At 66.5% G+C, this 25,872-nt stretch carries 22 protein-coding genes; 18 read left to right on the top strand and 4 right to left on the bottom strand.

Going from position 1 to position 25,872, the window contains the following annotated elements:
• Window positions 1–34: 34 nt before the first annotated feature.
• The 12 genes from DIE03_RS11225 (at window position 35) to DIE03_RS11160 (ending at window position 13,117) form a co-directional block, all read left to right on the top strand.
• Window positions 35–664 carry a tetratricopeptide repeat protein gene (locus DIE03_RS11225; protein ID WP_124450247.1) on the top strand — a complete coding sequence of 210 codons (630 nt, stop codon included), beginning with the start codon at window positions 35–37 and terminating at the stop codon, window positions 662–664.
• A gap of 42 nt (window positions 665–706) precedes the next feature.
• Window positions 707–1,852 (top strand): outer membrane protein assembly factor BamB, encoded by a 1,146-nt coding sequence (gene bamB, locus DIE03_RS11220; RefSeq protein ID WP_124450244.1) that lies wholly within the window; start codon window positions 707–709, stop codon window positions 1,850–1,852.
• A gap of 244 nt (window positions 1,853–2,096) precedes the next feature.
• Window positions 2,097–3,434 carry a ribosome biogenesis GTPase Der gene (gene der, locus DIE03_RS11210; RefSeq protein ID WP_059234015.1) on the top strand — a complete coding sequence of 446 codons (1,338 nt, stop codon included), beginning with the start codon at window positions 2,097–2,099 and terminating at the stop codon, window positions 3,432–3,434.
• Between the two features lie 142 nt (window positions 3,435–3,576).
• Window positions 3,577–3,816 carry an RNA chaperone Hfq gene (gene hfq, locus DIE03_RS11205; protein WP_006399927.1) on the top strand — a complete coding sequence of 80 codons (240 nt, stop codon included), beginning with the start codon at window positions 3,577–3,579 and terminating at the stop codon, window positions 3,814–3,816.
• Window positions 3,817–3,888: 72 nt separating this feature from the next.
• On the top strand, window positions 3,889–5,064 hold the full coding sequence (gene hflX / locus DIE03_RS11200) for a GTPase HflX (RefSeq protein ID WP_185658145.1): 1,176 nt from the start codon (window positions 3,889–3,891) through the stop codon (window positions 5,062–5,064).
• Window positions 5,065–5,111: 47 nt separating this feature from the next.
• The gene (gene hflK / locus DIE03_RS11195) at window positions 5,112–6,458 is read left to right on the top strand and encodes an FtsH protease activity modulator HflK (RefSeq protein WP_124450240.1); all 1,347 of its coding nucleotides are present in this window, start codon (window positions 5,112–5,114) and stop codon (window positions 6,456–6,458) included.
• A gap of 15 nt (window positions 6,459–6,473) precedes the next feature.
• Entirely contained in the window at window positions 6,474–7,373 is a 900-nt protein-coding gene (gene hflC, locus DIE03_RS11190; RefSeq protein ID WP_124450238.1) for a protease modulator HflC, read from the top strand.
• 36 nt (window positions 7,374–7,409) lie between these two features.
• On the top strand, window positions 7,410–7,601 hold the full coding sequence (locus tag DIE03_RS11185) for a DUF2065 domain-containing protein (RefSeq protein WP_006478685.1): 192 nt from the start codon (window positions 7,410–7,412) through the stop codon (window positions 7,599–7,601).
• Window positions 7,602–7,714: 113 nt separating this feature from the next.
• Window positions 7,715–8,863 carry an ATP phosphoribosyltransferase regulatory subunit gene (locus DIE03_RS11180; protein ID WP_124450236.1) on the top strand — a complete coding sequence of 383 codons (1,149 nt, stop codon included), beginning with the start codon at window positions 7,715–7,717 and terminating at the stop codon, window positions 8,861–8,863.
• Between the two features lie 113 nt (window positions 8,864–8,976).
• Window positions 8,977–10,323 (top strand): adenylosuccinate synthase, encoded by a 1,347-nt coding sequence (locus DIE03_RS11175; RefSeq protein WP_124450234.1) that lies wholly within the window; start codon window positions 8,977–8,979, stop codon window positions 10,321–10,323.
• Between the two features lie 6 nt (window positions 10,324–10,329).
• On the top strand, window positions 10,330–10,926 hold the full coding sequence (locus DIE03_RS11170) for a phosphoribosyltransferase (RefSeq protein ID WP_006485899.1): 597 nt from the start codon (window positions 10,330–10,332) through the stop codon (window positions 10,924–10,926).
• Window positions 10,927–11,200: 274 nt separating this feature from the next.
• Window positions 11,201–13,117, top strand: coding sequence for a potassium transporter Kup (locus tag DIE03_RS11160; RefSeq protein WP_124450232.1), 1,917 nt, complete (start codon window positions 11,201–11,203; stop codon window positions 13,115–13,117).
• A 22-nt stretch (window positions 13,118–13,139) separates the two neighbouring features.
• On the opposite strand, the gene DIE03_RS11155 is transcribed toward DIE03_RS11160, so the two are convergent.
• Both DIE03_RS11155 and DIE03_RS11150 read right to left on the bottom strand, forming a co-directional pair.
• On the bottom strand, window positions 13,140–14,165 hold the full coding sequence (locus DIE03_RS11155; RefSeq protein ID WP_124450230.1) for a terpene synthase family protein: 1,026 nt from the start codon (window positions 14,163–14,165) through the stop codon (window positions 13,140–13,142).
• Between the two features lie 408 nt (window positions 14,166–14,573).
• A complete protein-coding gene (locus tag DIE03_RS11150) occupies window positions 14,574–16,898 on the bottom strand; it encodes a Tex family protein (RefSeq protein ID WP_124450228.1) in 2,325 nt (774 codons plus the stop codon).
• A gap of 160 nt (window positions 16,899–17,058) precedes the next feature.
• On the opposite strand from DIE03_RS11150, the gene DIE03_RS11145 reads away from it, so the two are divergent.
• The 3 genes from DIE03_RS11145 to DIE03_RS11135 all read left to right on the top strand — a co-directional run bounded on the left by DIE03_RS11145 (window position 17,059) and on the right by DIE03_RS11135 (window position 20,408).
• A complete protein-coding gene (locus DIE03_RS11145) occupies window positions 17,059–17,811 on the top strand; it encodes a hypothetical protein (RefSeq protein ID WP_124450226.1) in 753 nt (250 codons plus the stop codon).
• 76 nt (window positions 17,812–17,887) lie between these two features.
• The gene (locus tag DIE03_RS11140; RefSeq protein ID WP_006478692.1) at window positions 17,888–18,103 is read left to right on the top strand and encodes a YdcH family protein; all 216 of its coding nucleotides are present in this window, start codon (window positions 17,888–17,890) and stop codon (window positions 18,101–18,103) included.
• A gap of 55 nt (window positions 18,104–18,158) precedes the next feature.
• Window positions 18,159–20,408, top strand: coding sequence for an ATP-dependent DNA helicase (locus DIE03_RS11135; RefSeq protein ID WP_124450224.1), 2,250 nt, complete (start codon window positions 18,159–18,161; stop codon window positions 20,406–20,408).
• 123 nt (window positions 20,409–20,531) lie between these two features.
• Here the strand turns inward: DIE03_RS11135 and DIE03_RS11130 are convergent, their stop codons facing one another.
• Window positions 20,532–21,356, bottom strand: coding sequence for an outer membrane protein assembly factor BamD (locus DIE03_RS11130; protein WP_124450222.1), 825 nt, complete (start codon window positions 21,354–21,356; stop codon window positions 20,532–20,534).
• A 41-nt stretch (window positions 21,357–21,397) separates the two neighbouring features.
• Here DIE03_RS11130 and DIE03_RS11125 point away from each other — a divergent pair, with 41 nt between their 5' ends.
• The 3 genes from DIE03_RS11125 (at window position 21,398) to phaC (ending at window position 25,696) form a co-directional block, all read left to right on the top strand.
• Window positions 21,398–22,609, top strand: coding sequence for an RluA family pseudouridine synthase (locus tag DIE03_RS11125; RefSeq protein ID WP_124450220.1), 1,212 nt, complete (start codon window positions 21,398–21,400; stop codon window positions 22,607–22,609).
• A gap of 6 nt (window positions 22,610–22,615) precedes the next feature.
• Window positions 22,616–23,455: a peptidoglycan editing factor PgeF gene (gene pgeF / locus DIE03_RS11120; RefSeq protein WP_124450218.1), complete on the top strand. Its 840-nt coding sequence runs from the start codon at window positions 22,616–22,618 to the stop codon at window positions 23,453–23,455.
• A 360-nt stretch (window positions 23,456–23,815) separates the two neighbouring features.
• Window positions 23,816–25,696, top strand: coding sequence for a class I poly(R)-hydroxyalkanoic acid synthase (gene phaC / locus DIE03_RS11115; RefSeq protein ID WP_124450216.1), 1,881 nt, complete (start codon window positions 23,816–23,818; stop codon window positions 25,694–25,696).
• Here the strand turns inward: phaC and DIE03_RS38545 are convergent.
• The coding region (locus DIE03_RS38545; protein WP_219817247.1) for a hypothetical protein at window positions 25,675–25,872 on the bottom strand (198 nt) is incomplete at its 5' end. The two genes, phaC and DIE03_RS38545, sit on opposite strands and share 22 nt — an antisense overlap.

Here is a 25,872-nt window from a genome sequence, read left to right as displayed (position 1 = left end):
AAGAAAGGCTTGAACAGGAAGGAATCGCTCGCCGATGAGTTATCACGACGAACAAGAATCGATTGAAAGTCTCAAGGCGTGGTGGGCCCGCTGGGGCAACCTCACCACGTGGATCGTGCTCGCGGCGCTCGTCGTCGCGGCCGGTTTCAACGGCTGGAACTACTGGCAGCGCCGTCAGGCTGCCGAGGCGTCCGGGCTGTACGAGCAGGTCCAGAAGGCCGCCGCCGCGAACGACAAGGCGACGATGGCCCGTGCGGCCGCCGACATGGAAGACAAGTTCGGCAGCACGCCGTATGCGCAGATGACGGCGCTCGCGGCCGCGAAGACGCTGTACGCGGCCGGCGATGCGGCAGGCGCGAAGGCGCAGCTGCAATGGGCCGTCGATCACGCCAAGGACGACGAGTACAAGCAGATCGCGAAGCTGCGTCTCGCGTCGCTGCTGCTCGACGAAAAGGCGTACGACGCGGGCCTCACGCTGCTGTCGGGTACGCCGGTCGATGCATTCAAGGGCCTCGTGGCCGATCGCCGCGGCGATCTGCTGGCCGCGCAAGGCAAGACCGACGATGCGCGCGCCGCATACAAGCTCGCGCTCGACGGCCTGTCGAAGGACGACCAGTCTGCGCGCCAGCTCGTGCAGTTCAAGCTGGACGCGCTCGGCGGCTGAACCGCGGTCCCCTCAACCTCTTAACTTCTGCTTCGCTAACCGATGAATTTGCTGAAACGTTACGCTGTGCCCGTTGCCTGCGCGGCGGCTGTCCTCGCATTGGCGGCTTGCTCGTCGTCGAAGGACGCGCGTCGCGTGCCGACGCCGCTGACCGAGTTCAAGCCCGTCATGGACGTGCAACAGGTCTGGAAGGCGAGCGTCGGCAAGGGCGGACGCTACCTGTTCTCGCCGGTGGCCGTGGGCGACGCCGTCTATGCGGCGGGCGAAAACGGTTCGGTCGAGAAGATCGACGCGAAGACGGGCCAGACGCTTTGGCGTTCGAAGGTCGGTTCGGACCTGTCGGCCGGTGTCGGCAGCGACGGCAACCTGACTGCGGTCGGTGCGCTGAAGGGCGGCGTGTTCGTGCTGGGCCCGGACGGCAAGCAGCTGTGGAAGACCAGCGTGCAGGGCGAGATCTTCTCGCCGCCGCTCGTCGGCAACGGCCTCGTGATCGTCCGCACGATCGACGGCCAGGTGATCGCGTTCAACGCACAGACGGGCGAGCAGAAGTGGAACTACCGCAACCGCGCCGTGCCGCTGAACCTGCGCGTGTCGGCCGGCATGACGTTCGCGGGTGACGCGGCGGTGCTGGCGGGCTTCCCCGGCGGCGGTCTCGTCGCGATCAACCTGCAGACGGGCGAGCCGTTCTGGCAGACTCCGGTGTCGTTCCCGAAGGGCGTGACCGAGGTCGAGCGCATCAACGACGTCAGCGGTCCGCCGACGCTCGTGGGCGCGGAAGCGTGCGCGGTGACGTTCCAGGGTCAGCTCGGCTGTTTCGATGCGAACTCGGGCCGCCCGCTGTGGGAAAAGGCGTTCTCGAGCCGCAGCGGTCTTGCGCAGGACGATTCGGTGGTCGCCGGCGGCGACGACTGGTCGGTCGTGACGGCGTACGACGCGGCATCGGGCAACCAGCTGTGGCGCAACGACAAGCTGAAGAGCCGTGACGTCGGCGTGCCGTACCTGCTCGGGCATGCGGTCGTGATGGGCGATTACAAGGGCTTCGTGCACTTCCTGTCGCGCGAAGACGGCAGCTTCATCGCACGGATGAAGACCGACGGCAGCGCGATTACGGCGGCGCCGGTCCTCGCGGGCAATACGCTCGTCGTGCAGACGAAGGACGGTGGCCTGTACGGGTTCCGTCCGCGCTGACACGCAGAAATACGTGCGGCTGCGGTGCGGCGGGCTTGTCCCGCGCCCTGGCCGCGCAGCAAGAAGGCGGCCGGTGCTCCCGGCCGCTCGGTATTTGAAAGGCAGTTCGAGACGAAAGACGACGGCGCGCAACGCGCGCCGGGCGCGCGCATCCGGCGCGGCGCGAATTCGTGATATTTTCATTCAGCGCAGCCGCCCGCAGCAGCGGGCCTCCCGCTGCTGCGCTTCACCGTAGAAAACACAGATGAAACCGGTCATTGCCCTCGTTGGGCGCCCCAATGTGGGGAAATCCACGCTGTTCAACCGGCTCACGCGCTCGCGCGATGCGCTGGTCGCCGACCTGCCGGGCCTGACGCGCGATCGCCATTACGGCGAAGGGCGCGTCGGCGAACGGCCGTACCTGGTCGTCGATACGGGCGGCTTCGAACCCGTCGCGAAGGACGGCATCCTGCACGAGATGGCACGCCAGACGCGGCAGGCCGTCGAGGAAGCCGACATCGTCGTGTTCATCGTCGACGGCCGCAACGGGCTCGCGCCGCAGGACAAGTCGATCGCCGACTACCTGCGCAAGACCGGCCGGCCGATCTTCCTCGTCGTCAACAAGGCCGAGGGGATGAAGTACACGTCGGTCGCGGCCGACTTCTACGAACTCGGGCTCGGCGACCCGCGCGCGATCTCGGCCGCGCACGGCGACGGCGTGACCGACATGATCAACGAGGCGCTCGAGGTTGCGTACGCCGACCGTCCGGAGGAAGAGGACGAGAACGATCCGTCGCGCGGCATCAAGATCGCGATCGTCGGCCGTCCGAACGTCGGCAAGTCGACGCTCGTGAACGCGCTGATCGGCGAAGATCGCGTGATCGCGTTCGACATGCCGGGCACGACGCGCGATTCGATCTACGTCGACTTCGAGCGTAACGGCAAGAAATACACGCTGATCGACACGGCCGGCCTGCGCCGCCGCGGCAAGGTATTCGAGGCGATCGAGAAGTTCTCGGTCGTGAAGACGCTGCAGTCGATCTCCGATGCGAACGTCGTCATTCTTCTGCTGGATGCGCAGCAGGACATTTCCGACCAGGACGCGCACATCGCCGGCTTCGTCGTCGAGCAGGGCCGTGCGCTCGTGATCGGCGTCAACAAGTGGGATGGCCTCGACGAACACGCGCGCGACCGCGCGAAAGCGGATTTGACCCGCAAGCTGAAGTTCCTCGATTTCGCGAAGTCGCACTTCATTTCGGCCGCGAAGAAGACGGGCATCGGCGCGCTGATGCGCTCGGTCGACGACGCGTACGCGGCGGCGATGGCGAAGCTGCCGACGCCGAAGCTCACGCGCGCGCTGATCGAGGCCGTCGAATTCCAGCAGCCGCGCCGTCGCGGCCCGGTGCGCCCGAAGCTGCGCTACGCGCACCAGGGCGGCCAGAATCCGCCGCTGATCGTCATCCACGGCAACGCGCTCGACGCGGTCACGGAAACCTACAAGCGCTACCTCGAAAACCGGTTCCGCGAAACTTTCTCGCTGACCGGGACTCCATTGCGCATAGAGTTCCGTTCGTCGAACAATCCGTACGCGGACAAGGGCTGAAGCACGCCCCGCAAGGGATAGGCCGCAAGGCCTATGCCCCGGGCGGGGCAGGCAAAATCAGCTATAGTGTAGCGATTGGCGCCGGATCTCTTTTTCTTCCTCGCCAATCCAGATCAACCTGCAAAAAAAGATGGAGTACGCCATGAGCAACAAAGGGCAATTGTTACAAGACCCGTTTTTGAACGCACTGCGCAAAGAGCACGTTCCCGTTTCGATCTACCTCGTCAACGGCATCAAGCTCCAAGGGAACATTGAATCGTTCGACCAGTACGTCGTGTTGCTCCGTAATACGGTGACCCAGATGGTCTACAAGCACGCCATCTCGACGGTCGTGCCGGCGCGCCCGGTGAATTTCCACCCGGACGCGGAAGCCTCGTCCTAACCTATCGCAGCGGCCGGCATCCGGTCGCCGCGAGCGACCGATGCCAGCCGCCTTATCTTGACACCCGATAATTTGATCAACGCAGCGCTCGTCGGCATCGATTTCGGCAAGACCGATTTCGAAGCCAGCCTCGAAGAACTCAGTCTTCTCGCCTCCAGTGCGGGGGCCCGTCCCGCCGTCACCCTCACAGGTCGTCGCTCCAGTCCCGATGCCAAGATGTTCATCGGCAGCGGCAAAGCCGAAGAACTGCGGCTTGCGTGCGACGCGCACAACGTCGAAATCGTCATCTTCAACCACGCGCTCGCGCCGGCCCAGCAACGCAATCTGGAGCAGGCACTTAACAGGCGTGTGGTCGACCGCACGAGCCTCATCCTCGACATCTTCGCGCAGCGCGCCCGCAGCCACGAAGGCAAGCTGCAGGTCGAACTCGCGCAGCTGCAATACCTGTCGACGCGGCTCATTCGTGCGTGGACCCACCTTGAACGGCAGAAGGGCGGTATCGGCCTGCGCGGCCCCGGCGAAACGCAGCTCGAAACCGACCGCCGGCTGATCGGCGAGCGCATCAAGATGCTGAAGTCGCGGCTCGACCGGTTGCGCCGGCAGCACAGCACGCAGCGCCGGCAGCGCGCGCGCAGCGGCACGATGTCGGTGTCGCTCGTCGGCTATACGAACGCGGGCAAGTCGACGCTGTTCAATGCGCTGACGAAAGCGCAGGCCTACGCGGCCGACCAGCTGTTCGCCACGCTCGATACGACGTCGCGGCGCGTGTACCTCGGCGACGAGGTCGGCCAGATCGTCGTGTCGGATACGGTCGGGTTCATCCGCGAGCTGCCTCACCAGCTCGTCGCGGCATTTCGCGCGACGCTCGAGGAAACGATCCACGCGGATCTGCTGCTGCACGTGGTCGATGCGTCGAGCGCGGTCAGGCTCGAACAGATCGAGCAGGTCAACGGCGTGCTGCACGAGATTGGCGCGGACACGATCCGGCAGGTGCTGGTGTTCAACAAGATCGACGCCGTGCCCGAGCTGGCGGCCCGCGGCGACGCGGTCGAGCGGGACGAATATGGTAATATTTCGCGCGTCTTTTTGAGCGCGCGCACTGGTCAGGGTCTTGATACGTTGCGTGCCGCCATCGCCGAAATCGCCTCCGCGGAACACCTCTCCAGCGCGACGTTACCCAGCGACGCGCTCGACGGCGCACCCGCTGAACCACACGAAGACCACACGATTTCCGAACACGGGCGCTAACCGGTCCCGGCCGGTTCGCCGGCGTCTTATCTGGTGAACAAACTCTGGTGAACGAATACAACGAGCGGAGTACCTGGCGGCGGATGCGCGCCTTGCTGTCGATCAACGATCCCCGCTGGGGACGCGGCGAGGGCAATGGCAAAGACGGATCCCGTCCGCGAGCGAACGAATCGAAGCGTCCGCAAGGCGGCGACGGCGATGGTCCGCCCGATCTCGACGAGATGTGGCGCAACTTCAACCGGCGCCTGAGCGGCCTGTTCGGCGGCAAGGGCGGCAACGGCTTCCGGCCTGACAACGGCCGGGCCGCACGGGTCGGCGTCGGCATCGTGATCGGCGTGCTGGTCGCGGTCTACGCGGGCAGCGGGCTGTTCGTCGTGCAGGACGGCCAGACGGGCGTCGTGCTGCAGCTCGGCAAGCTGTCGGGCACGGTCGGCCAGGGCGTGCACTGGCGCGCGCCGTATCCGTTCGCGTCGCACGAGATCGTCGATACGTCGCAGGTCCGCTCGATCGAGATCGGCCGCAACAACGTCGTGCGTCTCGCGAATGTGAAGGAAGCCGCGATGCTGACGCGCGATGCCGACATCGTCGACGTGCGTTTCATCGTCCAGTACCGGATCCGTTCCGCCACCGATTACCTGTTCCGCAGCGTCGATCCCGAGCGCAGCGTCTCGCAGGCCGCGCAGGCGGCGGTGCGTGCGATCGTCGGCACGCGCAGCGCGGCCGACATGCTGAACCAGGACCGTGACGCGCTGCGCGAGCAGCTGTCCAGCGCGATCCAGCGCGATCTCGACCGTTACCAGTCGGGGCTCGAAGTGACGGCCGTCACGATGCAGAACGTCGCGGCGCCCGAGCAGACGCAGGCCGCCTACGCGGAAGTCGCGAAGGCACGCGACGAGCGCGAGGCCGCGAAGCGCGCCGCGCAGGCCTATGCAAGCGACCTGCTGCCGAAGGCGCAGGGCGATGCCGCGAAGCTCGTCGACGAAGCGAAGGCGTATGCCGATCGCGTGGTCACGCAAGCCGAGGGCGATGCCGACCGCTTCAAGCAGGTCTACGCGCAGTACTCGAAGGCGCCCGCGGTGATCCGCGAGCGGATGTACCTCGAGACGATGCAGGAAATCTATTCGAACGCGACGAAGGTATTCGTCGGCAACAAGGGCGGCAACAGCGTCGTGTATCTGCCGCTCGACAAGCTCGTCGAACAGGGGCGGCAAAATGCCGCGGCGTCCACCGGCGCGTCCGTGCCCGATGCGGCGTCGGCACCGGCCGCCGTCGCGCCGGCCGCCGCTGCAGCCGTGCCCGCAAGCGCGGCGCCAGCCGCCGCGGCGTCGGGCGTCGACGTGCTGCGATCGCGCGAAGCGTTTCGCAGCCGGTCGCGCGAAGACGATACGAAGTAACGGGGAGCGCAGAACATGAACCGAATCATTGCGCTCGTCGTCGCAATCGTGATCGTTGCCTTCGCGGCATCCTCGACGGTCCTGACCGTCGATCCGCGCCACGCGGCCGTGCTGTCGGGCCGCGACGGCGCACAGCCCGAACTCGCGGGCCCCGGCATCCACTTCAAGCTGCCGCCGCCGCTGCAGACGGCGACGCTGATCGACACGCGCCTGCAATCGCTCGAGTCGTCCGATCCGCTGCAGCTGGCAACCCAGGACAAGCACGACCTGCTCGTCGCGTATGCGGTGAAGTACCGGATCAGCGATCCGATGCAGTATTTCACGGCAACGGGCGGCGACCCGGCGGCGGCCGCCGAACGCCTGGGCGGCGTGCTGAAGAGCGCGCTCGGCGATGCGTTCGGCCAGCGCGCGCTTGACGACGCCCTGGGCGGCCAGCGCGCGATCGCCGATGCGGCACGCGATGCGGCCAGGGCAAAGGCGTCCGGCTTCGGCGTCGACGTGGTCGACGTCCAGCTGACGCGTGTCGACCTGCCGGCCGCCCAGACGGACGCCGTCTATCAACGGATGATCGGCGCGCTGCGCGATCAGGCAGCGCAGGTGCGTGCGCAAGGTGCGGCGGACGTCGAGCAGATCAAGGCCGACGCCGAACGCGAACAGCAGGCCGTGCTCGCGAATGCCTACAAGTCCGCGCAGACGATCAAGGGCGAAGGCGACGCCAAGGCCGCGACGATCGCCGCCGATGCGTTCGGCCGCGATCCGCAGTTCTATCAGTTCTACGCGAGCCTGCAGGCCTACCGGAATACGTTCAAGCGCAACGACATCATCGTCGTCGACCCCGACAGCGAGTTCTTCCGCTTCATGCGCAGCCCGACGGGCGGTGCCGCACCGGCGGCACCTGCTCCCCGCAAACATTGACCTTGGGGCGCCGCGTCGAGCGGCGCCGTCGCTCGCATGGACCTGGCTGGCTCGTTGTTGCTCGCAGTAGCGCTGATGTTGATCATCGAGGGGGCGTTCCCCTTCGTGTTTCCCGTCGCCTGGCGCGACACGTTTCGTAGAATAGCCGAGCGGCCGCCGCATCATATCCGGATCGGCGGGCTGATCGTGATGGTGCTCGGGCTCGTGCTGCTGCTGCTCGCGACCTGACCGGGGACCTGATCCGGACGGCGCATCCGCCGTTCGTCCCGCCCGATTCCGAAGTTCCGATTCAACTCGCGGCGCGCGTGGCGCGCGCCGTTTCCCGTCGTAGGACCGTACCGATGTCGACCTGGTTACTTCCCGAGAATATCGCCGACGTGCTGCCGTCGGAAGCGCGCAAGATCGAGGAGCTGCGCCGCAGGCTGCTCGACCGCTTCCGTTCGTACGGCTATGAAATGGTGATGCCGCCGCTGCTCGAGTATCTCGAGTCGCTGCTGACGAGCGGCGGCACCGACCTGCGCCTGCGCACCTTCAAGCTGGTCGACCAGCTGTCGGGCCGTACGCTCGGCCTGCGTGCCGACATCACGCCGCAGGTGGCACGGATCGACGCGCACCTGTTGAACCGTCAGGGCGTGACGCGCCTCTGCTACGCGGGCCACGTGATGCATACGCGTCCGCGCGGGCTGCACGCGACGCGCGAGCAGATCCAGATCGGCGCCGAAATTTACGGTCATGCCGGGCTGGAAGCCGATCTCGAGATCCAGCAGCTGATGCTCGACGCGCTGCACCTCGCGGGCCTGTCGCGCATCCGTCTCGACCTCGGCCACGCGGGCGTGCTCGCGGCGCTGCTGGCGCGCGACGCGCAGGCCGCCGAGCGCGGCGAGTCGCTGTACGACGCGCTGTCGGGCAAGGACGTGCCGCTGCTGAACGAACTCACCGACGATCTCGGCGCCGATACGCGCGCCGCGCTGCGCGCGCTGCCGAGCCTTTACGGCGATGCGAGCGTGCTCGCCGAGGCGCGTGCGCGCCTGCCGGTGCTGCCCGAAATCACGCAGGCGCTCGACGATCTGGCGCAGCTCGCGGCGCAGGCGAAGGGCGCGGAAGTGGCGATCGACCTCGCCGACCTGCGCGGTTATGCGTACCACAGCGGCGCGATGTTCAGCGCGTACATCGACGGCGTGCCGAACGCGATCGCGCGCGGCGGCCGTTACGACCACGTCGGGCAGGCGTACGGCCGTGCGCGGCCGGCCACGGGCTTCTCGCTCGACCTGCGCGAACTCGCGCGGATCTCGCCGGTCGAGGCGCGCGGCACCGCGATTCTCGCACCGTGGGCGCAGGACGACGCGCTGGGCGCGGCCGTCGCCGCGCTGCGCGATGCGGGCGAAGTCGTGATCCAGGCGCTGCCGGGCCACGACCACGTGCTCGACGAGTTCGCATGCGACCGTTCGCTCGTCGAGCGCAACGGCGCATGGGTGGTCGAACCCCGATAAAGAGGCGTTCGCGGGCCGTGCTTCGGCGTGCATATCGTTGAAGCGAAACGGAAAAATTCGGAATCGCCCGCGAACATAGGTAGAATACGTTTTTAACCAGCTAACGAATCAACATGTCTGCCAGCGCAGTGAACGTGACTCCCGGGCGCAATGTCGTCGTCGTGGGAACGCAATGGGGTGATGAAGGCAAGGGCAAGATCGTCGACTGGCTGACGGACCACGCTCAGGGCGTCGTGCGTTTCCAGGGCGGTCACAACGCCGGCCACACCCTCATCATCGGCGGCAAGAAAACGATCTTGCGCCTCATTCCGTCGGGCATCATGCGTGAAGGCGTCGCCTGCTACATCGGCAACGGCGTCGTCCTGTCCCCCGAAGCACTGTTCAAGGAAATCGGCGAGCTCGAAGAAGCCGGCGTGAACGTGCGCGACCGTCTGTTCATCTCCGAAGCCACGACGCTGATCCTGCCGTACCACATCGCGATCGACCAGGCGCGCGAAGCGCGCAAGGGCGCGGGCAAGATCGGCACGACGGGCCGCGGCATCGGCCCTGCGTACGAAGACAAGGTCGGCCGCCGCGCGCTGCGCGTGCAGGACCTGTTCGACGCGAAGACCTTCGCCGACCGCCTGCGCGAAAACCTCGATTTCCACAATTTCGTGCTGACCCAGTACCTGGGCGGCGCAGCCGTCGATTTCCAGGCCACGCTCGACACGATGCTCGGCTATGCCGACCGCCTGAAGCCGATGGTGGCCGACGTGTCGCGCCGTCTGTACGACGCGAACAACGCGGGCCAGAACCTGCTGTTCGAAGGCGCGCAAGGCACGCTGCTCGACATCGATCACGGCACCTATCCGTTCGTCACGTCGAGCAACTGCGTCGCGGGTGCGGCGTCGGCCGGCGCGGGCGTCGGTCCGCAGAAGCTCAACTACATCCTCGGCATCACGAAGGCGTATTGCACGCGCGTCGGTTCGGGTCCGTTCCCGAGCGAACTGTACGATGCGGACAATCCGCAGCGTCAGGACCAGGTCGGCGTCACGCTGGCGAACGTCGGCAAGGAATTCGGTTCGGTCACCGGCCGTCCGCGCCGCACGGGCTGGCTCGACGCAGCCGCGCTGCGCCGCTCGATCCAGATCAACGGCGTGTCGGGCCTGTGCATGACGAAGCTCGACGTGCTCGACGGTCTCGACGAAGTCAAGCTGTGCGTCGGCTACAAGATCGACGGCAAGGATGTGGACATCCTGCCGCGCGGCGCGGCCGACGTAGCCCGTTGCGAGCCCGTTTACGAAACGTTCCCCGGCTGGAAGGAAAGCACGGTCGGCATCAAGACGTGGGATGCGCTGCCGGCGAACGCGCAGGCATACCTGTCCCGCGTCCAGGACGTGGCTGGCGTGCCGGTCGACATGGTGTCGACGGGTCCGGACCGCGACGAAACGATCCTGCTCCGCCATCCGTTCAAGGTGTAATTCCAGATGACGCAGCAAATCACGATGACGGCGGCAGACTTGATGACCGATCCGCGCAACGACGACAAGAACCTGTGGGTAGGCTGGGACGAGTATCACCGTCTGATCGAGCTGCTCGCGCTCCAGGTGCACGCGTCGGGCTGGAAGTTCGACCAGATCCTGTGCCTCGCGCGCGGCGGCCTGCGCGTCGGCGACCAGCTGTCGCGCATCTACGACGTGCCGCTCGCGATCCTCGCGACGAGTTCGTACCGCGAAGCGGCCGGCACCGAGCAGGGTGAGCTCGACATCGCACAGTACATCACGATGACGCGCGGCAACCTCGCGGGCAACGTGCTGCTGGTCGACGATCTCGTCGATTCGGGCGTCACGCTCGCGCGCGTGCAGGAGCACCTGAAGGAGCGTTACCCGTCCGTGACGGCCGTGCGCTCGGCCGTGCTCTGGTACAAGGGTTGCTCGAAGGTCAAGCCCGACTATCACACGCAGTTCCTGCCGACGAATCCGTGGATTCATCAGCCGTTCGAGGAGTGGGACACGGTTCGTCCGCACAACCTCGAGGCATGGATCAAGCGCGGTCGCGCGCAGCGCGACGGTTCGGGCGCGTAAGCGCCTGGCCGATCGAAGGAAAGCCTTGTACGGCGCCGCTCGCGGCGCCGTTTTCCATTGGCGCGCCGGGTGCGCCGGGCGGTGCGTCCGGAGGATCGGGTAGGCAGACGGCGCGGCCCCGGCTATGATGGCAGCCCTGCCACAGCTCGCGCAGGATTGCATGCGCAGCGTGGATCACGTGGTTCCACGGCAACAGAGCAGGACGGCGTTTCACGGGGGCGCGAGTAGAATAGCGCTCGTTTTGTCCGACCCGGACCCGATTATTACGCTTCATATGAACGACACGATCCACGCGACCGACGCCGCACACGCGCCGCATTCGACGCAACAACACTCGATGCGGGCGCTAGCGATAGCAGCCATCGGCGTCGTGTTCGGCGACATCGGCACCAGCCCGCTGTATTCGCTGAAGGAGGCGTTCAGCCCCGCACACGGCATTCCACTCACCGAAGGGTCGATTCTCGGCGTGATCTCGCTGCTGTTCTGGGCAATCATCCTGGTGGTCGGCATCAAGTACCTGCTGTTCGTGATGCGGGCCGACAACAACGGCGAAGGCGGCGTGCTCGCGCTGATGGCGCTGTCGCTGCGGCCGCTCGACTCGAAGACCCGCGTCGCGGGTGCGCTGATGGCGCTCGGGATCTTCGGCGCGTGCATGTTCTACGGCGATGCGGTGATCACGCCGGCGATCTCGGTGATGTCGGCGGTCGAAGGTCTCGAAATCGCGACGCCGCACCTGTCCCATCTCGTGCTGCCGATCACGATCGTGATCCTGATCGCGCTGTTCTGGATCCAGCGCCACGGCACCGCACTGGTCGGCAAGCTGTTCGGCCCGATCATGGTGCTGTGGTTCGTCGTGATCGCGGCGCTCGGCGTGTACCACATCGTTCGCGTGCCGGGCATCATCGCGGCCATCAATCCGTATTACGCGGCGTCGTTCATGGCCGATCACCTGCTGCAGGCCTACGTCGTGCTCGGCTCGGTCGTGCTGGTGCTGACCGGTGCGGAAGCGCTCTACGCGGACATGGGCCACTTTGGTGCGAAGCCGATCCGGATCGCCGCGTACGGGCTCGTGATGCCGTCGCTCGTGCTGAACTACTTCGGCCAGGGCGCGCTGCTGATCCAGAACCCGAAAGCGATCGAAAACCCGTTCTTCCTGCTGGCGCCCGAATGGGGGCTGCTGCCGCTCGTCGTGCTGTCGACGGTCGCGACCGTGATCGCGTCGCAGGCCGTGATCTCGGGCGCCTATTCGCTGACGTCGCAGGCGATCCAGCTCGGCTACGTGCCGCGCATGAAGGTGCTGCACACGTCCGAACTCGCGATCGGCCAGATCTACGTGCCGGTCGTGAACTGGCTGCTGCTGGCCGTGATCCTCTGCATCGTGATTGGCTTCAAGAGCTCCGACAACCTCGCGGCCGCGTACGGCATCGCGGTGACGGCGACGATGGTGATCACGACCGTGCTCGCGTGCGTCGTGATGGTGAAGGTGTGGAACTGGAACCGGCTGCTGGTCGGCGCGATCATCGCGGTGTTCCTCGCGGTCGACCTCGGCTTCTTCGGCGCGAACCTGCTGAAGGTCGCGCAGGGCGGCTGGCTGCCGCTCGGCATCGGCGCGCTGCTGTTCTTCCTGCTGATGACCTGGTACAAGGGGCGCCACATCGTCAAGGAGCGCACGGCGGCCGACGGTATTCCGCTCGAGCCGTTCCTGCAGGGGCTGCTCGCGCATCCGCCGCATCGCGTGTCGGGCACCGCGATCTACCTGACCGGCAACGACAGGCTCGTGCCCGTCAGCCTGCTGCACAACCTGAAGCACAACAAGGTGCTGCACGAGCGGACCATTTTCCTGACGTTCGTCACGCGCGACATTCCCTACGTGCGCGACGACCGGCGCCAGACCGCGCGCGATGCGGGCGGCGGGCTGTACATCGTCAAGGCCGAGTACGGCTTCAACGAGACGCCGGACGTGAAGGCCGTGCTCGAGGAATTCGGCCGGACGCACGACATGACGTTCGAGCTGATGGACACGTCGTTCTTCCTCGCGCGCGAAACCGTCGTACCGACGCATCTGCCCGGGATGTCGATCTGGCGCGAGCGCGTGTTCGCGTGGATGCACCAGAACGCCGCGAAGCCGACCGACTTCTTCTCGATTCCGGCGAACCGCGTCGTCGAGCTCGGCACGAAGATCGAGATCTGACCGGGCGCGGCGCGCAGGCTGTTCAGCCGCGCGCCGCGTTCTCCGACAGCGCGATCAGGCTGCGATCGTTCGCATCGCCCGCCGCGAACGCAGCCGCATAGCGCTGCGTATCCCGCGCCACCCAATCCAGATAGCCGCGTATCCAGTACCGGTAGCCGTCGACGAGTCCGCGCACGCGCGTGTCGGCATGCTGCACGAGCGCATCGGCGCACTGGACGAACTCGCCGATCTCGGCGCGCACGCGGGCGGCCGTATAGTCGATGCCGGCCTGCAGCGAATGACCGCGCGACGCGTGAACCATCACCATGTTCCGGAACTGGCCAGGCTGGCGTGCTTCGATCCCGATACTCTGGATGTCGTTGCTCCAGGACACGATATGGTTTGCGTGGCGGCCCAGCGCCTGGATCTCCGGCCGGTGAAACGTATCGGGCGGGACTGCGCCGGAATTGGCCACGTCCGCCAGTGCCAGGCACGGATTCATGCCGCTCGTGTGGCGCCGGATCGTTTCGTACTGCGGCACGGCGGCCGGTTCGGCCTTCTGGTGGCCGATGATCTGCAATCCGGCCGTGGTGGCCCACAGGCGCATGCCTTGCGCGAAGCGTGCGAAATGCTCGGCCGACAGGCGCGCGCGCAGCCGTTGGCATACATCGAGCCACGCGCGTTCGCCGTACACCGGTTCGGGGCCCGTACATCCGTAGTCGAGGACGTCGATCATCGCGGTCAGGTTGCGCAGCGTATCGGCGCCGACCGGCTCCACGCGATCGACGAACAGGTCGTCGGCGAGAAAGAACCACACGAAATAATCGGCAAGCGCCTGCAGCAGAGGCGGATCGGCGTTCGGGTAACAGCGTGAGGCGAGCCAGCCGTAACGGGTGCGTACGACGCGCTCCCGATGGGCGTCGGACACGAGCAGGCCGTATGCGTCGGCCCATTCGAGCATGCGCGATTCGATTCGCTCGACGTGTGGCGAACAGGCGCCGGCCCACGGCACCTCGAAAACGGGAATGCGCAATGCGGCCAGTTCGATTTCCAGATCATCTGCTTTCATGATTCCCCGATCCATTTTGGCGAATATGCGCCGGCTTACCGGCCGGCGCATATTCCGGATGTCATGTCTCGCAAATCGACTTCAGAGCGTGGCAATCAAAGACGGGAGGCTTGAAACGCGCGGCGCGTGTGATCGTCGCGGGGAATCCTGTTGTCGGGCGGAAAATTCGCTTCGGTTATCGAAGACGTTGCAATACCGTACTCGAATTTATTTTATGTGCGGGATTCAAGGCGTCAAGAAAATGCATGCTGCAGTGCAAATTGTTTAATTCGCCGACTGGAAGCAGGGTAATGGTGACGAAAACGCACCTATCCGGGTTGCATCGCGATTTTCGGAACCGCGCGTCGATGCAATAAGAAAAGCCCGCCTTTCAGCGGGCTTTTCTCTCTGTCGACGGTTGTCGCGTGCTCAGCGCTTCAGCTTCGCGAACGCCGCGGCCATGGCGCCGGCCGGTTCCGGCTCGCGCGAGCGCTGCGGGCGGGCCGCGCCGCGTCCTCCATTGCCGCGATCCTGGCTGCCGCGCGACGACATGCCGGGCGCTGCCGCGTCGTCGTCGAGGCGCATCGTCAGCGCAATGCGCTGGCGCTTCACGTCGACGTCGAGCACCTTCACCTTGACGACCTGGCCGGCCTTCACGACTTCGTGCGGGTCCTTGATGAATTTCGTCGACATCGCGGACACGTGGACGAGGCCGTCCTGGTGAACGCCGATATCCACGAACGCACCGAACGCGGCGACGTTCGTCACGACGCCTTCGAGCGTCATGCCCGGCACGAGATCCGACACCTTCTCGACGCCTTCGCGGAACGTCGCGGTCTTGAATTCCGGACGCGGATCGCGGCCCGGTTTCTCCAGTTCGGACAGGATGTCGCGCACGGTCGGCAGGCCGAAACGTTCGTCAACAAATTCCGTCGGGGACAGGCCCGCCAGCGCTTCGCGGTTGCCGAGCACGTCGTCGATGCGCTTGTTGATCTTCGCGAGCATCCGTTCGACGACCGGATAGGCTTCCGGGTGCACCGACGAGCGGTCGAGCGGGTTCTCGCCGCCGTTGATGCGCAGGAAGCCGGCGGCCTGTTCGAAGGTCTTGTCGCCGAGGCGCGGCACCTTGCGCAGATGCTCGCGCGACGGGAACGGGCCGTTCGCGTCGCGGTAGTCGACGATATTGCGCGCGAGCGTCGCGTTCAAGCCCGACACGCGCGCCAGCAGCGGGGCCGATGCCGTGTTCGCGTCGACACCGACCGCGTTCACGCAATCCTCGACGACCGCGTCGAGCGAGCGCGCGAGTTCGCGCTGGTTCACGTCGTGCTGGTACTGGCCGACGCCGATCGCCTTCGGCTCGATCTTCACGAGCTCGGCGAGCGGGTCCTGCAGGCGGCGTGCGATCGACACGGCGCCGCGCAGCGATACGTCGAGCTCGGGGAATTCCTTCGCCGCGAGCTCGGATGCCGAGTAGACCGACGCGCCGGCTTCCGACACGACGATCTTCTGCAGGCGCAGTTCGGGGTGCTTCGCGATCAGTTCGCTCGCGAGCTTGTCGGTTTCGCGCGACGCGGTGCCGTTGCCGATGCTGATGAGTTCGGCCTGCGTCTGCGCGGCGATGCGTGCGAGCTTCGCGATCGAGCCGTCCCAGTCGCGGCGCGGCTCGTGCGGGTAGATCGTGTCGGTGGCGAGCACCTTGCCGGTGCGGTCGACGACCGCGACCTTCACGCCCGTGCGCAGGCCGGGGTCGAGACCGATCACGGCCTTCGGGCCGGCCGGCGCAGCCAGCAGCAGGTCGTTCAGGTTGCGCGCGAACACGCGGATCGCTTCGGTTTCGGCCGTTTCGCGCAGCTGCGTGAGCAGTTCGTTCTCGATATGCGGCTGCACCTTCACGCGCCAGCACCAGCGGCAGACGTCGGACAGCCATTTGTCGGCCGGGCGGTTCTGGTTCGCAATGCCGAAATGGCGCGCGATCATCGCCTCGCCGGGGTGCGGCACCTGCGCGTCGAGCTCTTCGCCGAGGCCGAGCTTGACCGTCAGCACGCCGGCGTTACGGCCGCGGAACAGCGCGAGCGCGCGGTGCGACGGCACGGTCTTGATCGTTTCCGCGTAGTCGTAATAGTCGCGGAATTTCTCGCCTTCCTCGCTTTCCTTGCCCTCGACGACGGCCGACGACACGACGCCCTGATTGTGCAGGTAGTCGCGCAGCTTGCCGAGCAGCTCGGCCGTCTCGCCGAACTGTTCGGACAGGATGTCGCGCGCGCCGTCGAGCGCGGCCTTCACGTCGGCGACGCCCTTGTCGGCGTCGACGTACGCGGCCGCCTCGGCCTGCGGATCGAGCAGCGGGTTCGCAAGCAGCGCCTGCGCGAGCGGCTCGAGGCCGGCCTCGCGGGCGATCTGCGCGCGCGTGCGGCGCTTCGGCTTGTAAGGCAGATAAAGGTCTTCGAGCACCTGCTTGCTGTCGGCCGCATCGATCGCGGCACGCAGCTCGTCCGTCAGCTTGCCTTGTTCGTCGATGCTCGACAGGATTGCCGCGCGGCGATCCTCGAGCTCGCGCAGATACAGGAGGCGTTCCTCGAGGTTGCGCAGCTGCGTGTCGTCCAGGTTGCCGGTCACTTCCTTGCGGTACCGGGCAATGAACGGAACGGTCGAGCCTTCGTCGAGGAGTTGCACGGCCGCCGCGACCTGGCGCGGCTGGACGGACAGTTCGGTGGCGATGCGCTGTACGATCTTGAGTGCTACGGTTTCCGTCATGTCGTGGATGATCTGCCTGCTGAAATCGCGGCGCGGGCCGGCAGGCCCGAAGCGGCGGGCTGCATGGCGGGCCCGACGGGCCAGATGCCGCGGGTGAGTGAAGCGGGGCATTTTGCCATAAATGGCGGAGCGTCCAGCCGGGGGTGATAGAATTTGACACATGTCCCGCAGCTTTCCTACGACGTTGCCAACTTCCCGAATTTCTCTCGTCGCGCTCGGCGCAGCGCTCGCCGCGGCTTTGTCTGCCGGGCCTTCCGGCGCGTTCGCGCAGGCCCCGGCCACCGCGCCGGACGCCGTCGCGGCCGCGCCCGTCGCAGCCTCTGCCGCACCGGATTTCGACGCCCGTCAAAAAGTGCTCAATCAACGCACCGCGGAAAACGATTATCGTTATGCGGTGGCCGAGCACGATTGCTACAGCAAATTCTTCGTCAATCACTGTCTCGGCAAGGCGCGCGACCTGATGCGCGACGAGCGCGCGAGCATCCGTCAGGAGCAACTCGCGCTCAACGACGAGCAGCGTGCGGTGCGCGCGCAGCAGCGCGACCAGCAGCAGGCGCTGAAGCAGGCGCAGAACGCGGCGGAGGCGCCGCAGCGCGCGGCGAACGACGCGGCGAACGCCGCTGCGTTCCGCGACAAGCAGGAGCAGAATGCACTGAAGCAGGCGCAGCGCGGCGCGGAAGGGCCGCAACGCGCGGCGAGCAAGCAGGCATACGACCAGAAGCAGGCCGACTTCCAGCACAAGCTCGACCAGGCGCACCAGCAGGCGGCGCAGAAGGCGCAAGAGCGGGCGGACAACGCCACGCGCTACGAGCAGAAGCAGAAGGAAGCCGCGCAGCACAAGGCCGATGTCGAGCGGCGTCAGCAGGAAGCGGCCGAGAAGGCCAGGCAGCAACAGCAACAGCAGGGGCAGTAACGTGTTGGATTGATCGGGATCAGTCTCGGGCGCGTCGGCACGCCAGCCGCCGCGCTGCTTCGATGAGGAGGCAACTATGCAAAACCGTCACACGGAACAGCAGCAGGAATTGCACAACCGTTTGGCTGCATTGCAGGAGCAGCACCAGCAGCTCGCTCGGGAGATCGAGCTGAAGGAAGGACACTCCGACATCGACGACATCACGCTGCACCGGCTGAAGAAGGAAAAGCTGGCAGCCAAGGACAAAATCATTCTGCTGCAATCGCAGCTCGAACCGGATAAGCGCGCCTGAGCGCGGCCTGGCAAGCGCCGGCGCCGCCCGGGCGCTGGACACAGGAACGCTTGCCTTGAATTCACCGCTTGAAGCCACCCCCGATGCCCGGCGTGACGCGACGTCCGCCGGGCGCGCTCGTGCGCCCGAAGGCACCTTCGAGCTGAGCCGCAAGCGCGTCGACGAACTCGACACGATCTTCGGTGAAGGCGGGTTGCTGGCGCGCGCGCTCGACGGCTACCGGCCGCGTACCTCGCAGATCGAGATGGCGCGCGCGGTCGCGTCCGCGATGGAAGCGTCCGCGCGCCGGATGCCCGAACCCGAGATCTTCGAAACCCGCAAGCGTCCGGCGCGCCGCCTCGGCGACGCCGACAAGGCGGCCGAGCCGGGTGCCGACGGCGCCACGCCAGCCGAATCCGACAACGACGCGGCCGACAACACGCTGATCGTCGAAGCAGGCACGGGTACCGGCAAGACCTATGCGTATCTGGTGCCCGCGATGCTGTGGGGCGGCAAGGTGATCGTGTCGACCGGCACGAAACACCTGCAGGACCAGCTGTTCCAGCGCGACATCCCGACCGTGCGCAACGCGCTCGCGGTGCCGGTGTCGGTGGCGATGCTCAAGGGGCGCGCCAACTACCTGTGCCATTACTACCTGCAACGCACGGCCGACAACGGCCGCCTGCCATCGCGGCAGGACACCGCGTATCTGCAGGAGATCGTCCGCTTCGCGAAGATCACGAAGAGCGGCGACAAGGCCGAGCTCGCGAGCGTGCCGGAAACGGCACCCGTGTGGTCGATGGTCACGTCGACGCGCGACAACTGCCTCGGCCAGGAATGCCCGCATTACAAGGAATGCTTCGTGATGCAGGCGCGGCGCGAGGCGCAGCAGGCCGACGTCGTCGTCGTCAACCATCACCTGTTCTTCGCGGACATCATGCTGCGCGACACCGGGATGGCCGAACTGCTGCCGAACGCGAACACGGTCATCTTCGACGAAGCGCACCAGCTGCCGGAGACGGCGACGCTGTTCTTCGGCGAGACGCTGTCGACCACGCAGATCCTCGAACTCGCACGCGACACGGTCGCCGAAGGCCTGGGCCATGCGCGCGATGCGGTCGAGTGGGTGAAGCTCGGCGGCGATCTCGAACGGGCGGCGCGCGACTTGCGCCTCGCGTTCGCGAACGACCAGATCGTCCGCATGTCGCTCGCGCAGCTCGGCGACGATCACCCGATGTTCGGCGCGCTCGACGCGCTCGACGTGGCGCTCGACGCGCTCGCGTCGGCGCTCGCGAGCCAGGCGGAACGCGCGGAATCGCTCGGTGCGTGCCTGCGGCGCGCCCGCGAGCTGCAGGACCTGCTGGCCGGCTGGGTCGCACCCGGCGCGGCGGAGGCGGCCGCGAAGGCCGACGCGGCAGCGGCCGGCGACAAGGCGACTGCCGACGGCGATCCGAATGAGAAGGTGCGCTGGGTCGAGGTGTTCGCGCATACCGTGCAGCTGCATGAAACGCCGCTGTCGGTCGCGCCGATCTTTGCGAAGCAGCGCGCGGGCGTCCCGCGTGCCTGGGTGTTCACGTCGGCCACGCTGTCGGTGCGCGGCGATTTCACGCACTACGCGGCGCAGATGGGCCTCAGCTCGCGTCGCTCGATGACGCTCGCGAGCCCGTTCGACTACCAGTCGCAAGGGCTGCTGTACGTACCGCGCAACCTACCGCAACCGTCGTCGCCGGCGTTTACCGATGCCGTCTTCGATGCCGCGCTGCCGGCGATCGAGGCGTCCGGCGGCGGCGTGTTCATGCTGTGCACGACGCTGCGCGCGGTCGACCGGATCGCGTCGAAGTTGCGCGATGTCATCGAATCGCGCGGCTGGAACACGCCGCTGCTCGTGCAGGGTGATGCGAGCCGCACCGAGCTGCTCGACCGTTTCCGCGCGTACGGCAATGCGATCCTTGTCGGCAGCCAGAGTTTCTGGGAAGGCGTCGACGTACGCGGCGACGCGCTGTCGCTCGTCGTGATCGACAAGCTGCCGTTCGCCCCGCCGGACGATCCGGTGCTGGCCGCGCGTCTCGACGCGCTGACGAAGAAGGGCCTGAGCCCGTTCGCCGTCCACCAGCTGCCGCAGGCCGTGATCACGCTGAAGCAGGGCGCGGGCCGGCTGATTCGCGCGGAGACGGATCGCGGCGTGCTGATGATCTGCGATACGCGGCTCGTCGACAAGCCCTACGGGCGCCGGATCTGGCAGAGCCTGCCGCCGTTCAAGCGCACGCGCGAGATCGCGGTCGTGCAGGACTTCTTCGACGAGCATCGCTCGGAAAAGCGCGTGTGACGATACGCGCGGCTTCAGCCGCGCGAGCACCGGCGGCGCCTGATGGCGGCGCCAATGAAAAACCCGGCTCGATGGCCGGGTTTTTTGTGTGCGCAAAGGGCGTTGCGTCGCGTGCTCGTCAGGTCAGAACTGCCACCACGACTTCTTCGCGCCGGGGCGCGAATGGCCCGTGACGTACGGGCTGTCGGGGAACGTGCCCGCGAGCACGCGCTTCGTGTCTTCGGCGAGTTCCGGCTGGTTCAGCTTGTTGTACGACAGGATCATGATGTGCAGCGCGTCTTCGATCGCCGGCGCACCCTTGTAATCCTTGATCGCGAGCTGCGCGCGGTTGATCGCCGCCACGTAGGCGCCGCGACGGTAGTAGTAGTCGGCCGCGTGCACTTCGTGCGATGCCAGCGCGTTGACGATGTAGCGCATCCGCGCTGCCGCGTCGGGCGCGTACTTGCTCTTCGGGAAGCGGTCGACGACGACCTTGAACGCATCGTACGACTCGCGCAGCGCCTGCGGATCGCGTTCGCTCATGTCCTGGCCGGAGAAGCGCCCGAACAGGCCGAGATCGTCGTTGAAGTGGATCATCCCCTTCAGGTAGTACGCGTACGGGATATCCGGATGATCGGGGTGGAGCTGGATGAAGCGATCGACGGCCTGGTCGGCGGCGGCCGCTTCGTTGTCCTTCCAGTTGCAGTATGCAACGTTGATCTGTGCCTGCTGCGCGAAATGACCGAACGGATCGCGGCCTTGCAGCGATTCGAAATATTTCGCGCACTTGCCCCAGTCGCCGCCGGACAGTGCGTCCTGGGCCTCTGAGTATAATTTGTTATTCGACCAGGTAGCCGTCTCGTCCTGCTTCTGCGGCAAGCCGTGGCAGCCGGCGATGAGGGCCGCGGCCGCTACCGCCGCAGCTCGGGCGGCGACGGTTCTGGCCGTGCGTTTGGTCGAATTCATCATGCTCGCATGTCCTAGCTTCAAGTCTCGGTGACCCAGTCTAAATGACCCGTTCAAGTTCGCAGAATGCCCAGCCGGGCACACCAAATCGCGAAGATTATAGCCCAAGCGATCGGCCCGCCGACGCTGCGTCGGGGGATTCCCTCGATGACGATCTGACCGGCGACGCCATGCAGCCGCCCGTCGTGCCGTCCGCGGCGCTCGACGAGGCGCCGCGCGTCGTCGAAGTGCCGCTGTCGCTCGCGGGGGAACGCCTCGACAAGGCGCTTGCCCAGCTGTTCCCCGAATTCTCCCGCAGCCGCCTGCAGAGCTGGATCGAGGCGCAGCGCGTGCTGGTCGACGGCGCGCCGGCGAAGATCCGCCAGCCGGTGCCGCTCGGCGCGAGGATCGAGCTCGTGCCCGACCTGCTGCCCGAGCAGCTCGCGTTCACGCCGGAGCCCGTGCCGCTCGACGTGATCTACGAGGACGACGCGCTCGTCGTGATCAACAAGCCGGCCGGCCTCGTCGTGCATCCGGCCGCCGGCAACTGGAGCGGCACGATCCTCAACGGGCTGCTGCATCGCTACGGCGACGCGGCGGCCGGCCTGCCGCGCGCGGGCATCGTCCACCGGCTCGACAAGGAAACGTCCGGCCTGATGGTGGTGGCCCGCACGCTGGCCGCGCAGACGGACCTCGTGCGCCAGCTGCAGGCCCGCACGGTGAAGCGCCGCTACTTCGCGCTCGTGTGGGGCACGATGCCCGAGGAAGGCACGATCGACGCGCCGATCGGCCGCGATCCGCGCGAGCGCACGCGCATGGCCGTCGTCACGGGCGCGTCGGGCAAGCCCGCGCGCACGCATTTCCGCACGGTTGACACATGTCTGTGGCAACGTCAGCCGGTTTCGGCAATCCAGTGCGATCTCGAAACCGGCCGCACGCACCAGATCCGCGTGCACTGCGCGCACGCCGGGCACCCGCTGCTCGGCGATCCCGTCTACGGGCGGGCGCGCGGCAAGCGCTCGGTCACGCCGCTGCCGGACGGGTTCGCACGACAGGCGCTGCATGCATGGCGGCTCGGCCTCGTGCATCCGGTCACGGGCAAGGCGATGCAATGGCGCTGCCCGCTGCCGGACGACATGAACGCGCTCGTCGCGGCGCTCGGCTTCGGGCAGGGCGACGAGGAATTCGACGATGACGACGGTGTCTACGACGATGACGATTTCGGCGGCGAGTATCACGATGAAGAGCCGTACCTGGACGACGATGAGGAGGAGTGAGTGCCGATGACGAACCTGGCGCCGTTGACGTGGCAGGACTGCGTGCAGCCCGACTGGCAGGTGTCGCCGCGCGTGCGTGCGCTGATCACGACGCGCGACGGCGGCGTGAGCGAAGGCCCGTACGGGCGCTGGCAGGACGGGGACGCGTTGCCGGGCGGGATGAATCTCGGCCTGCATACCGGTGACGAGCCGGCCCATGTCGCCGCGAATCGCACGCGTTTGCTCGCCCTCGCCGGCCAGTCGAGCGCCGCCTGGCTCGAGCAGGTTCACGGCGCGGAAATCGTCCGCGCGGACGAGGTGATCGCGGCGGCACCCGCGGCCGCGGCGCCGGTGCAGGCCGACGCGAGCGTCACGGACCGGGCCGGTGCAGTGTGCGTCGTGATGGTCGCGGATTGCCTGCCTGTGCTGCTGTGCGACGCGCAGGGCCGTGCGGTCGGCGCCGCGCATGCGGGCTGGCGCGGGCTCGCGGCCGGTATCGTCGAACGGACCGCGGCACGCGTCGCGGCGCTGGCCGGCGGCGCGACGGACACGCTGCGTGCGTACCTCGGGCCGGCGATCGGCCCGCAGGCGTTCGAGGTCGGCGCGGATGTGCGCGACGCGTTTCTCGACACGGCTCCGCAGTCGGAGCATGATGAAACCCGGCTCGCGTTCGTCGCGATCGACGGCGCGCACGGCAAGTTTCTCGCCGATCTCTACGTGCTTGCGCGCCTGCGTCTCGCGCGTGCGGGCGTGGCGCACGTGAGCGGCGGGACGGCCTGTACGGTCACCGAACGTGCACGCTTCTATTCGTACCGCCGCGATCGCGTTACGGGCCGCATGGCGGCGGCGATCTGGCTGGCCGATTGACGGCATGTGCATGCCCGTGGGCTTTGCTGCATCTTGAAATCGGGTTATCTCGATATTTAGACGGCAATGCGGCGCGGCATGCGCAACTGAATGAAAAATCCCGGAGTCAAGCCAAACAAAATGTTTTATGTTTCGTCGGAAGCCTTGTCCCGCCTGTTGCGCGCGGATTATCTCCGTGCGGAAATGTTCAGTGGTTTGACTTGGCGCTTCACATGGGGAAAACGATAATGATAAAAATACCGCACTGCGGCAGAATCTGGAGACGCCTCTCCAGAGCATGACGGCCCGGCTCGCAGCCGGCACGCCGCGCGCGAGCAGGATTTCACGATTGACGCTCACGAATCACCGGTAAGGCAGGTAATGACAGCATCGAAAAATTCGTCGACGTCCGCTCAGGCGGGCACTTCCTCGGGCAGCACCGGTTTCGATCCGGCCGCCCAGCCGATGCAGCAGATGTTCGAGTCGTGGCTGAACGCGTGGCGCGGTTTTGCAGATCCGGCGCGCGCCGCGACTGCGTCGGCCACCGTCAATCCGTTCGCGACATTCCAGTTCCCGGCTTCGTTCCCATTCCAGATGCCGTCGATGCCCGATCTCGGTGGCCTCGCGGGTCTTGGCGGCATGGCGTCGCCGTTCGCGGGGCTGAAGCTGCCGGTTGCCGCGATTCCGCCCGAACGGCTCCAGGCGCTGCAGGCCGACTACGCGCGCGATTGCATGACGCTGATGCAGCAGGCCGCTGCCGCGAAGCTCGAATCCCCCGAACTGAAGGACCGCCGCTTCAGCGGCGATGCGTGGAAATCGTCGCCCGCGCATGCGTTCGCGGCTGCGTGGTATCTGCTCAACGCGCGCTATCTGCAGGAACTGGCCGATTCGCTGCAGACCGATCCGAAGACGCGCGAGCGCATCCGCTTCACGGTCCAGCAATGGACGGCGGCCGCCGCGCCGAGCAACTTCCTCGCACTCAATCCCGACGCGCAGAAATCGATTCTCGAAACGCAGGGCGAAAGCCTGCGGCAGGGGATGATGAACCTGCTCGGCGACCTGCAGCGCGGCAAGATTTCGCAGACCGACGAATCGCAGTTCGTGGTCGGCAAGAACCTCGGGTGTACTGAAGGTGCGGTCGTCTACGAGAACGACCTGATCCAGCTGATCCAGTACGCGCCGAAGACGGACAAGGTGTTCGAGCGGCCGCTGCTGATCGTCCCGCCGTGCATCAACAAGTTCTACATCCTCGACCTGCAGCCCGAGAATTCGCTCGTCGCGCATGCACTGTCGAACGGTCATCAGGTGTTCCTCGTGTCGTGGCGCAATGCGGACGCTTCGGTCGCGCACAAGACGTGGGACGACTACATGAACGAAGGGCTGCTCGCGGCGATCGACGCCGTGCAGCAGGTGAGCGGCCGCGAGCAGATCAATACGCTCGGCTTCTGCGTCGGCGGCACGATGCTCGCGACCGCGCTCGCGGTGCTCGCCGCACGCGGCGAACATCCGGCCGCGTCGATGACGCTGCTTACCGCGATGCTCGACTTCAGCGATACCGGCATCCTCGACGTGTTCGTCGACGAGGCGCACGTGCAGATGCGCGAGCAGACCATCGGCGGCAAGAACGGCACGCAACCGGGGCTGATGCGCGGCGTCGAGTTCGCGAACACGTTCTCGTTCCTGCGTCCGAACGACCTCGTGTGGAACTACGTCGTCGACAACTACCTGAAGGGCCGCACGCCCGCGCCGTTCGACCTGCTGTACTGGAACAGCGATTCGACGAGCCTGCCGGGCCCGATGTACGCGTGGTACCTGCGCAATACCTATCTCGAGAACAAGCTGCGCGAACCGGGCGCGCTGACCGTGTGCGGCGACGCCGTCGACCTGTCGCTGATCGACGTACCGACCTTCATCTACGGTTCGCGCGAGGATCACATCGTGCCGTGGCAGACGGCCTACGCATCGACGTCGATCCTGTCGGGCCCGCTGAAATTCGTGCTCGGCGCGTCGGGGCACATCGCGGGCGTGATTAATCCGCCGGCGAAGAAGAAACGCAGCTACTGGATCAACGACGACCTGCCCGAATCCGCGGACGACTGGTTCGCCGGTGCCACCGAGCAGCCGGGCAGCTGGTGGACGACGTGGGTCGAATGGCTCGACCAGTACGGTGGCCGCAAGGTGGCGCCGCCCGCCGAGGCCGGTTCCGCGCAGTTCCCGGTGATCGAGCCGGCGCCGGGACGCTACGTGTTGCAGCGCGATTGACGAAAGCCGGACAGCGGCGCACGCTGTCCGGTGCACCGCAGTTTTTTTAACAGGGCCGGTAACGATGCGCCGTGTCGTGCGGGCCTGGAGGAAAGGGAAATGACGGACGTAGTGATCGTATCGGCCGCGCGAACCGCGGTCGGCAAATTCGGTGGCTCGCTTGCGAAGGTCGCGGC

This window comes from Burkholderia sp. Bp8992, assembly GCF_003853705.1.
GTDB lineage: Bacteria > Pseudomonadota > Gammaproteobacteria > Burkholderiales > Burkholderiaceae > Burkholderia.
Note: the sequence above shows the minus strand (reverse complement) of the source record. Positions and strands in the feature narration are given on the sequence as shown.

Excerpts from the sequence above, each read along its gene's own strand:
- DIE03_RS11225 (WP_124450247.1), top strand. The coding sequence starts at position 35 with ATGAGTTATCACGACGAACAAGAATCGATTGAAAGTCTCAAGGCGTGG.
- bamB (WP_124450244.1), top strand. The coding sequence starts at position 707 with ATGAATTTGCTGAAACGTTACGCTGTGCCCGTTGCCTGCGCGGCGGCT.
- der (WP_059234015.1), top strand. The coding sequence starts at position 2,097 with ATGAAACCGGTCATTGCCCTCGTTGGGCGCCCCAATGTGGGGAAATCC.
- hfq (WP_006399927.1), top strand. The coding sequence starts at position 3,577 with ATGAGCAACAAAGGGCAATTGTTACAAGACCCGTTTTTGAACGCACTG.
- hflC (WP_124450238.1), top strand. The coding sequence starts at position 6,474 with ATGAACCGAATCATTGCGCTCGTCGTCGCAATCGTGATCGTTGCCTTC.
- DIE03_RS11185 (WP_006478685.1), top strand. The coding sequence starts at position 7,410 with ATGGACCTGGCTGGCTCGTTGTTGCTCGCAGTAGCGCTGATGTTGATC.
- DIE03_RS11180 (WP_124450236.1), top strand. The coding sequence starts at position 7,715 with ATGTCGACCTGGTTACTTCCCGAGAATATCGCCGACGTGCTGCCGTCG.
- DIE03_RS11175 (WP_124450234.1), top strand. The coding sequence starts at position 8,977 with ATGTCTGCCAGCGCAGTGAACGTGACTCCCGGGCGCAATGTCGTCGTC.
- DIE03_RS11170 (WP_006485899.1), top strand. The coding sequence starts at position 10,330 with ATGACGCAGCAAATCACGATGACGGCGGCAGACTTGATGACCGATCCG.
- DIE03_RS11160 (WP_124450232.1), top strand. The coding sequence starts at position 11,201 with ATGAACGACACGATCCACGCGACCGACGCCGCACACGCGCCGCATTCG.
- DIE03_RS11155 (WP_124450230.1), bottom strand. The coding sequence starts at position 14,165 with ATGAAAGCAGATGATCTGGAAATCGAACTGGCCGCATTGCGCATTCCC.
- DIE03_RS11150 (WP_124450228.1), bottom strand. The coding sequence starts at position 16,898 with ATGACGGAAACCGTAGCACTCAAGATCGTACAGCGCATCGCCACCGAA.
- DIE03_RS11145 (WP_124450226.1), top strand. The coding sequence starts at position 17,059 with ATGTCCCGCAGCTTTCCTACGACGTTGCCAACTTCCCGAATTTCTCTC.
- DIE03_RS11140 (WP_006478692.1), top strand. The coding sequence starts at position 17,888 with ATGCAAAACCGTCACACGGAACAGCAGCAGGAATTGCACAACCGTTTG.
- DIE03_RS11130 (WP_124450222.1), bottom strand. The coding sequence starts at position 21,356 with ATGATGAATTCGACCAAACGCACGGCCAGAACCGTCGCCGCCCGAGCT.
- DIE03_RS11125 (WP_124450220.1), top strand. The coding sequence starts at position 21,398 with ATGACCCGTTCAAGTTCGCAGAATGCCCAGCCGGGCACACCAAATCGC.
- pgeF (WP_124450218.1), top strand. The coding sequence starts at position 22,616 with ATGACGAACCTGGCGCCGTTGACGTGGCAGGACTGCGTGCAGCCCGAC.
- phaC (WP_124450216.1), top strand. The coding sequence starts at position 23,816 with ATGACAGCATCGAAAAATTCGTCGACGTCCGCTCAGGCGGGCACTTCC.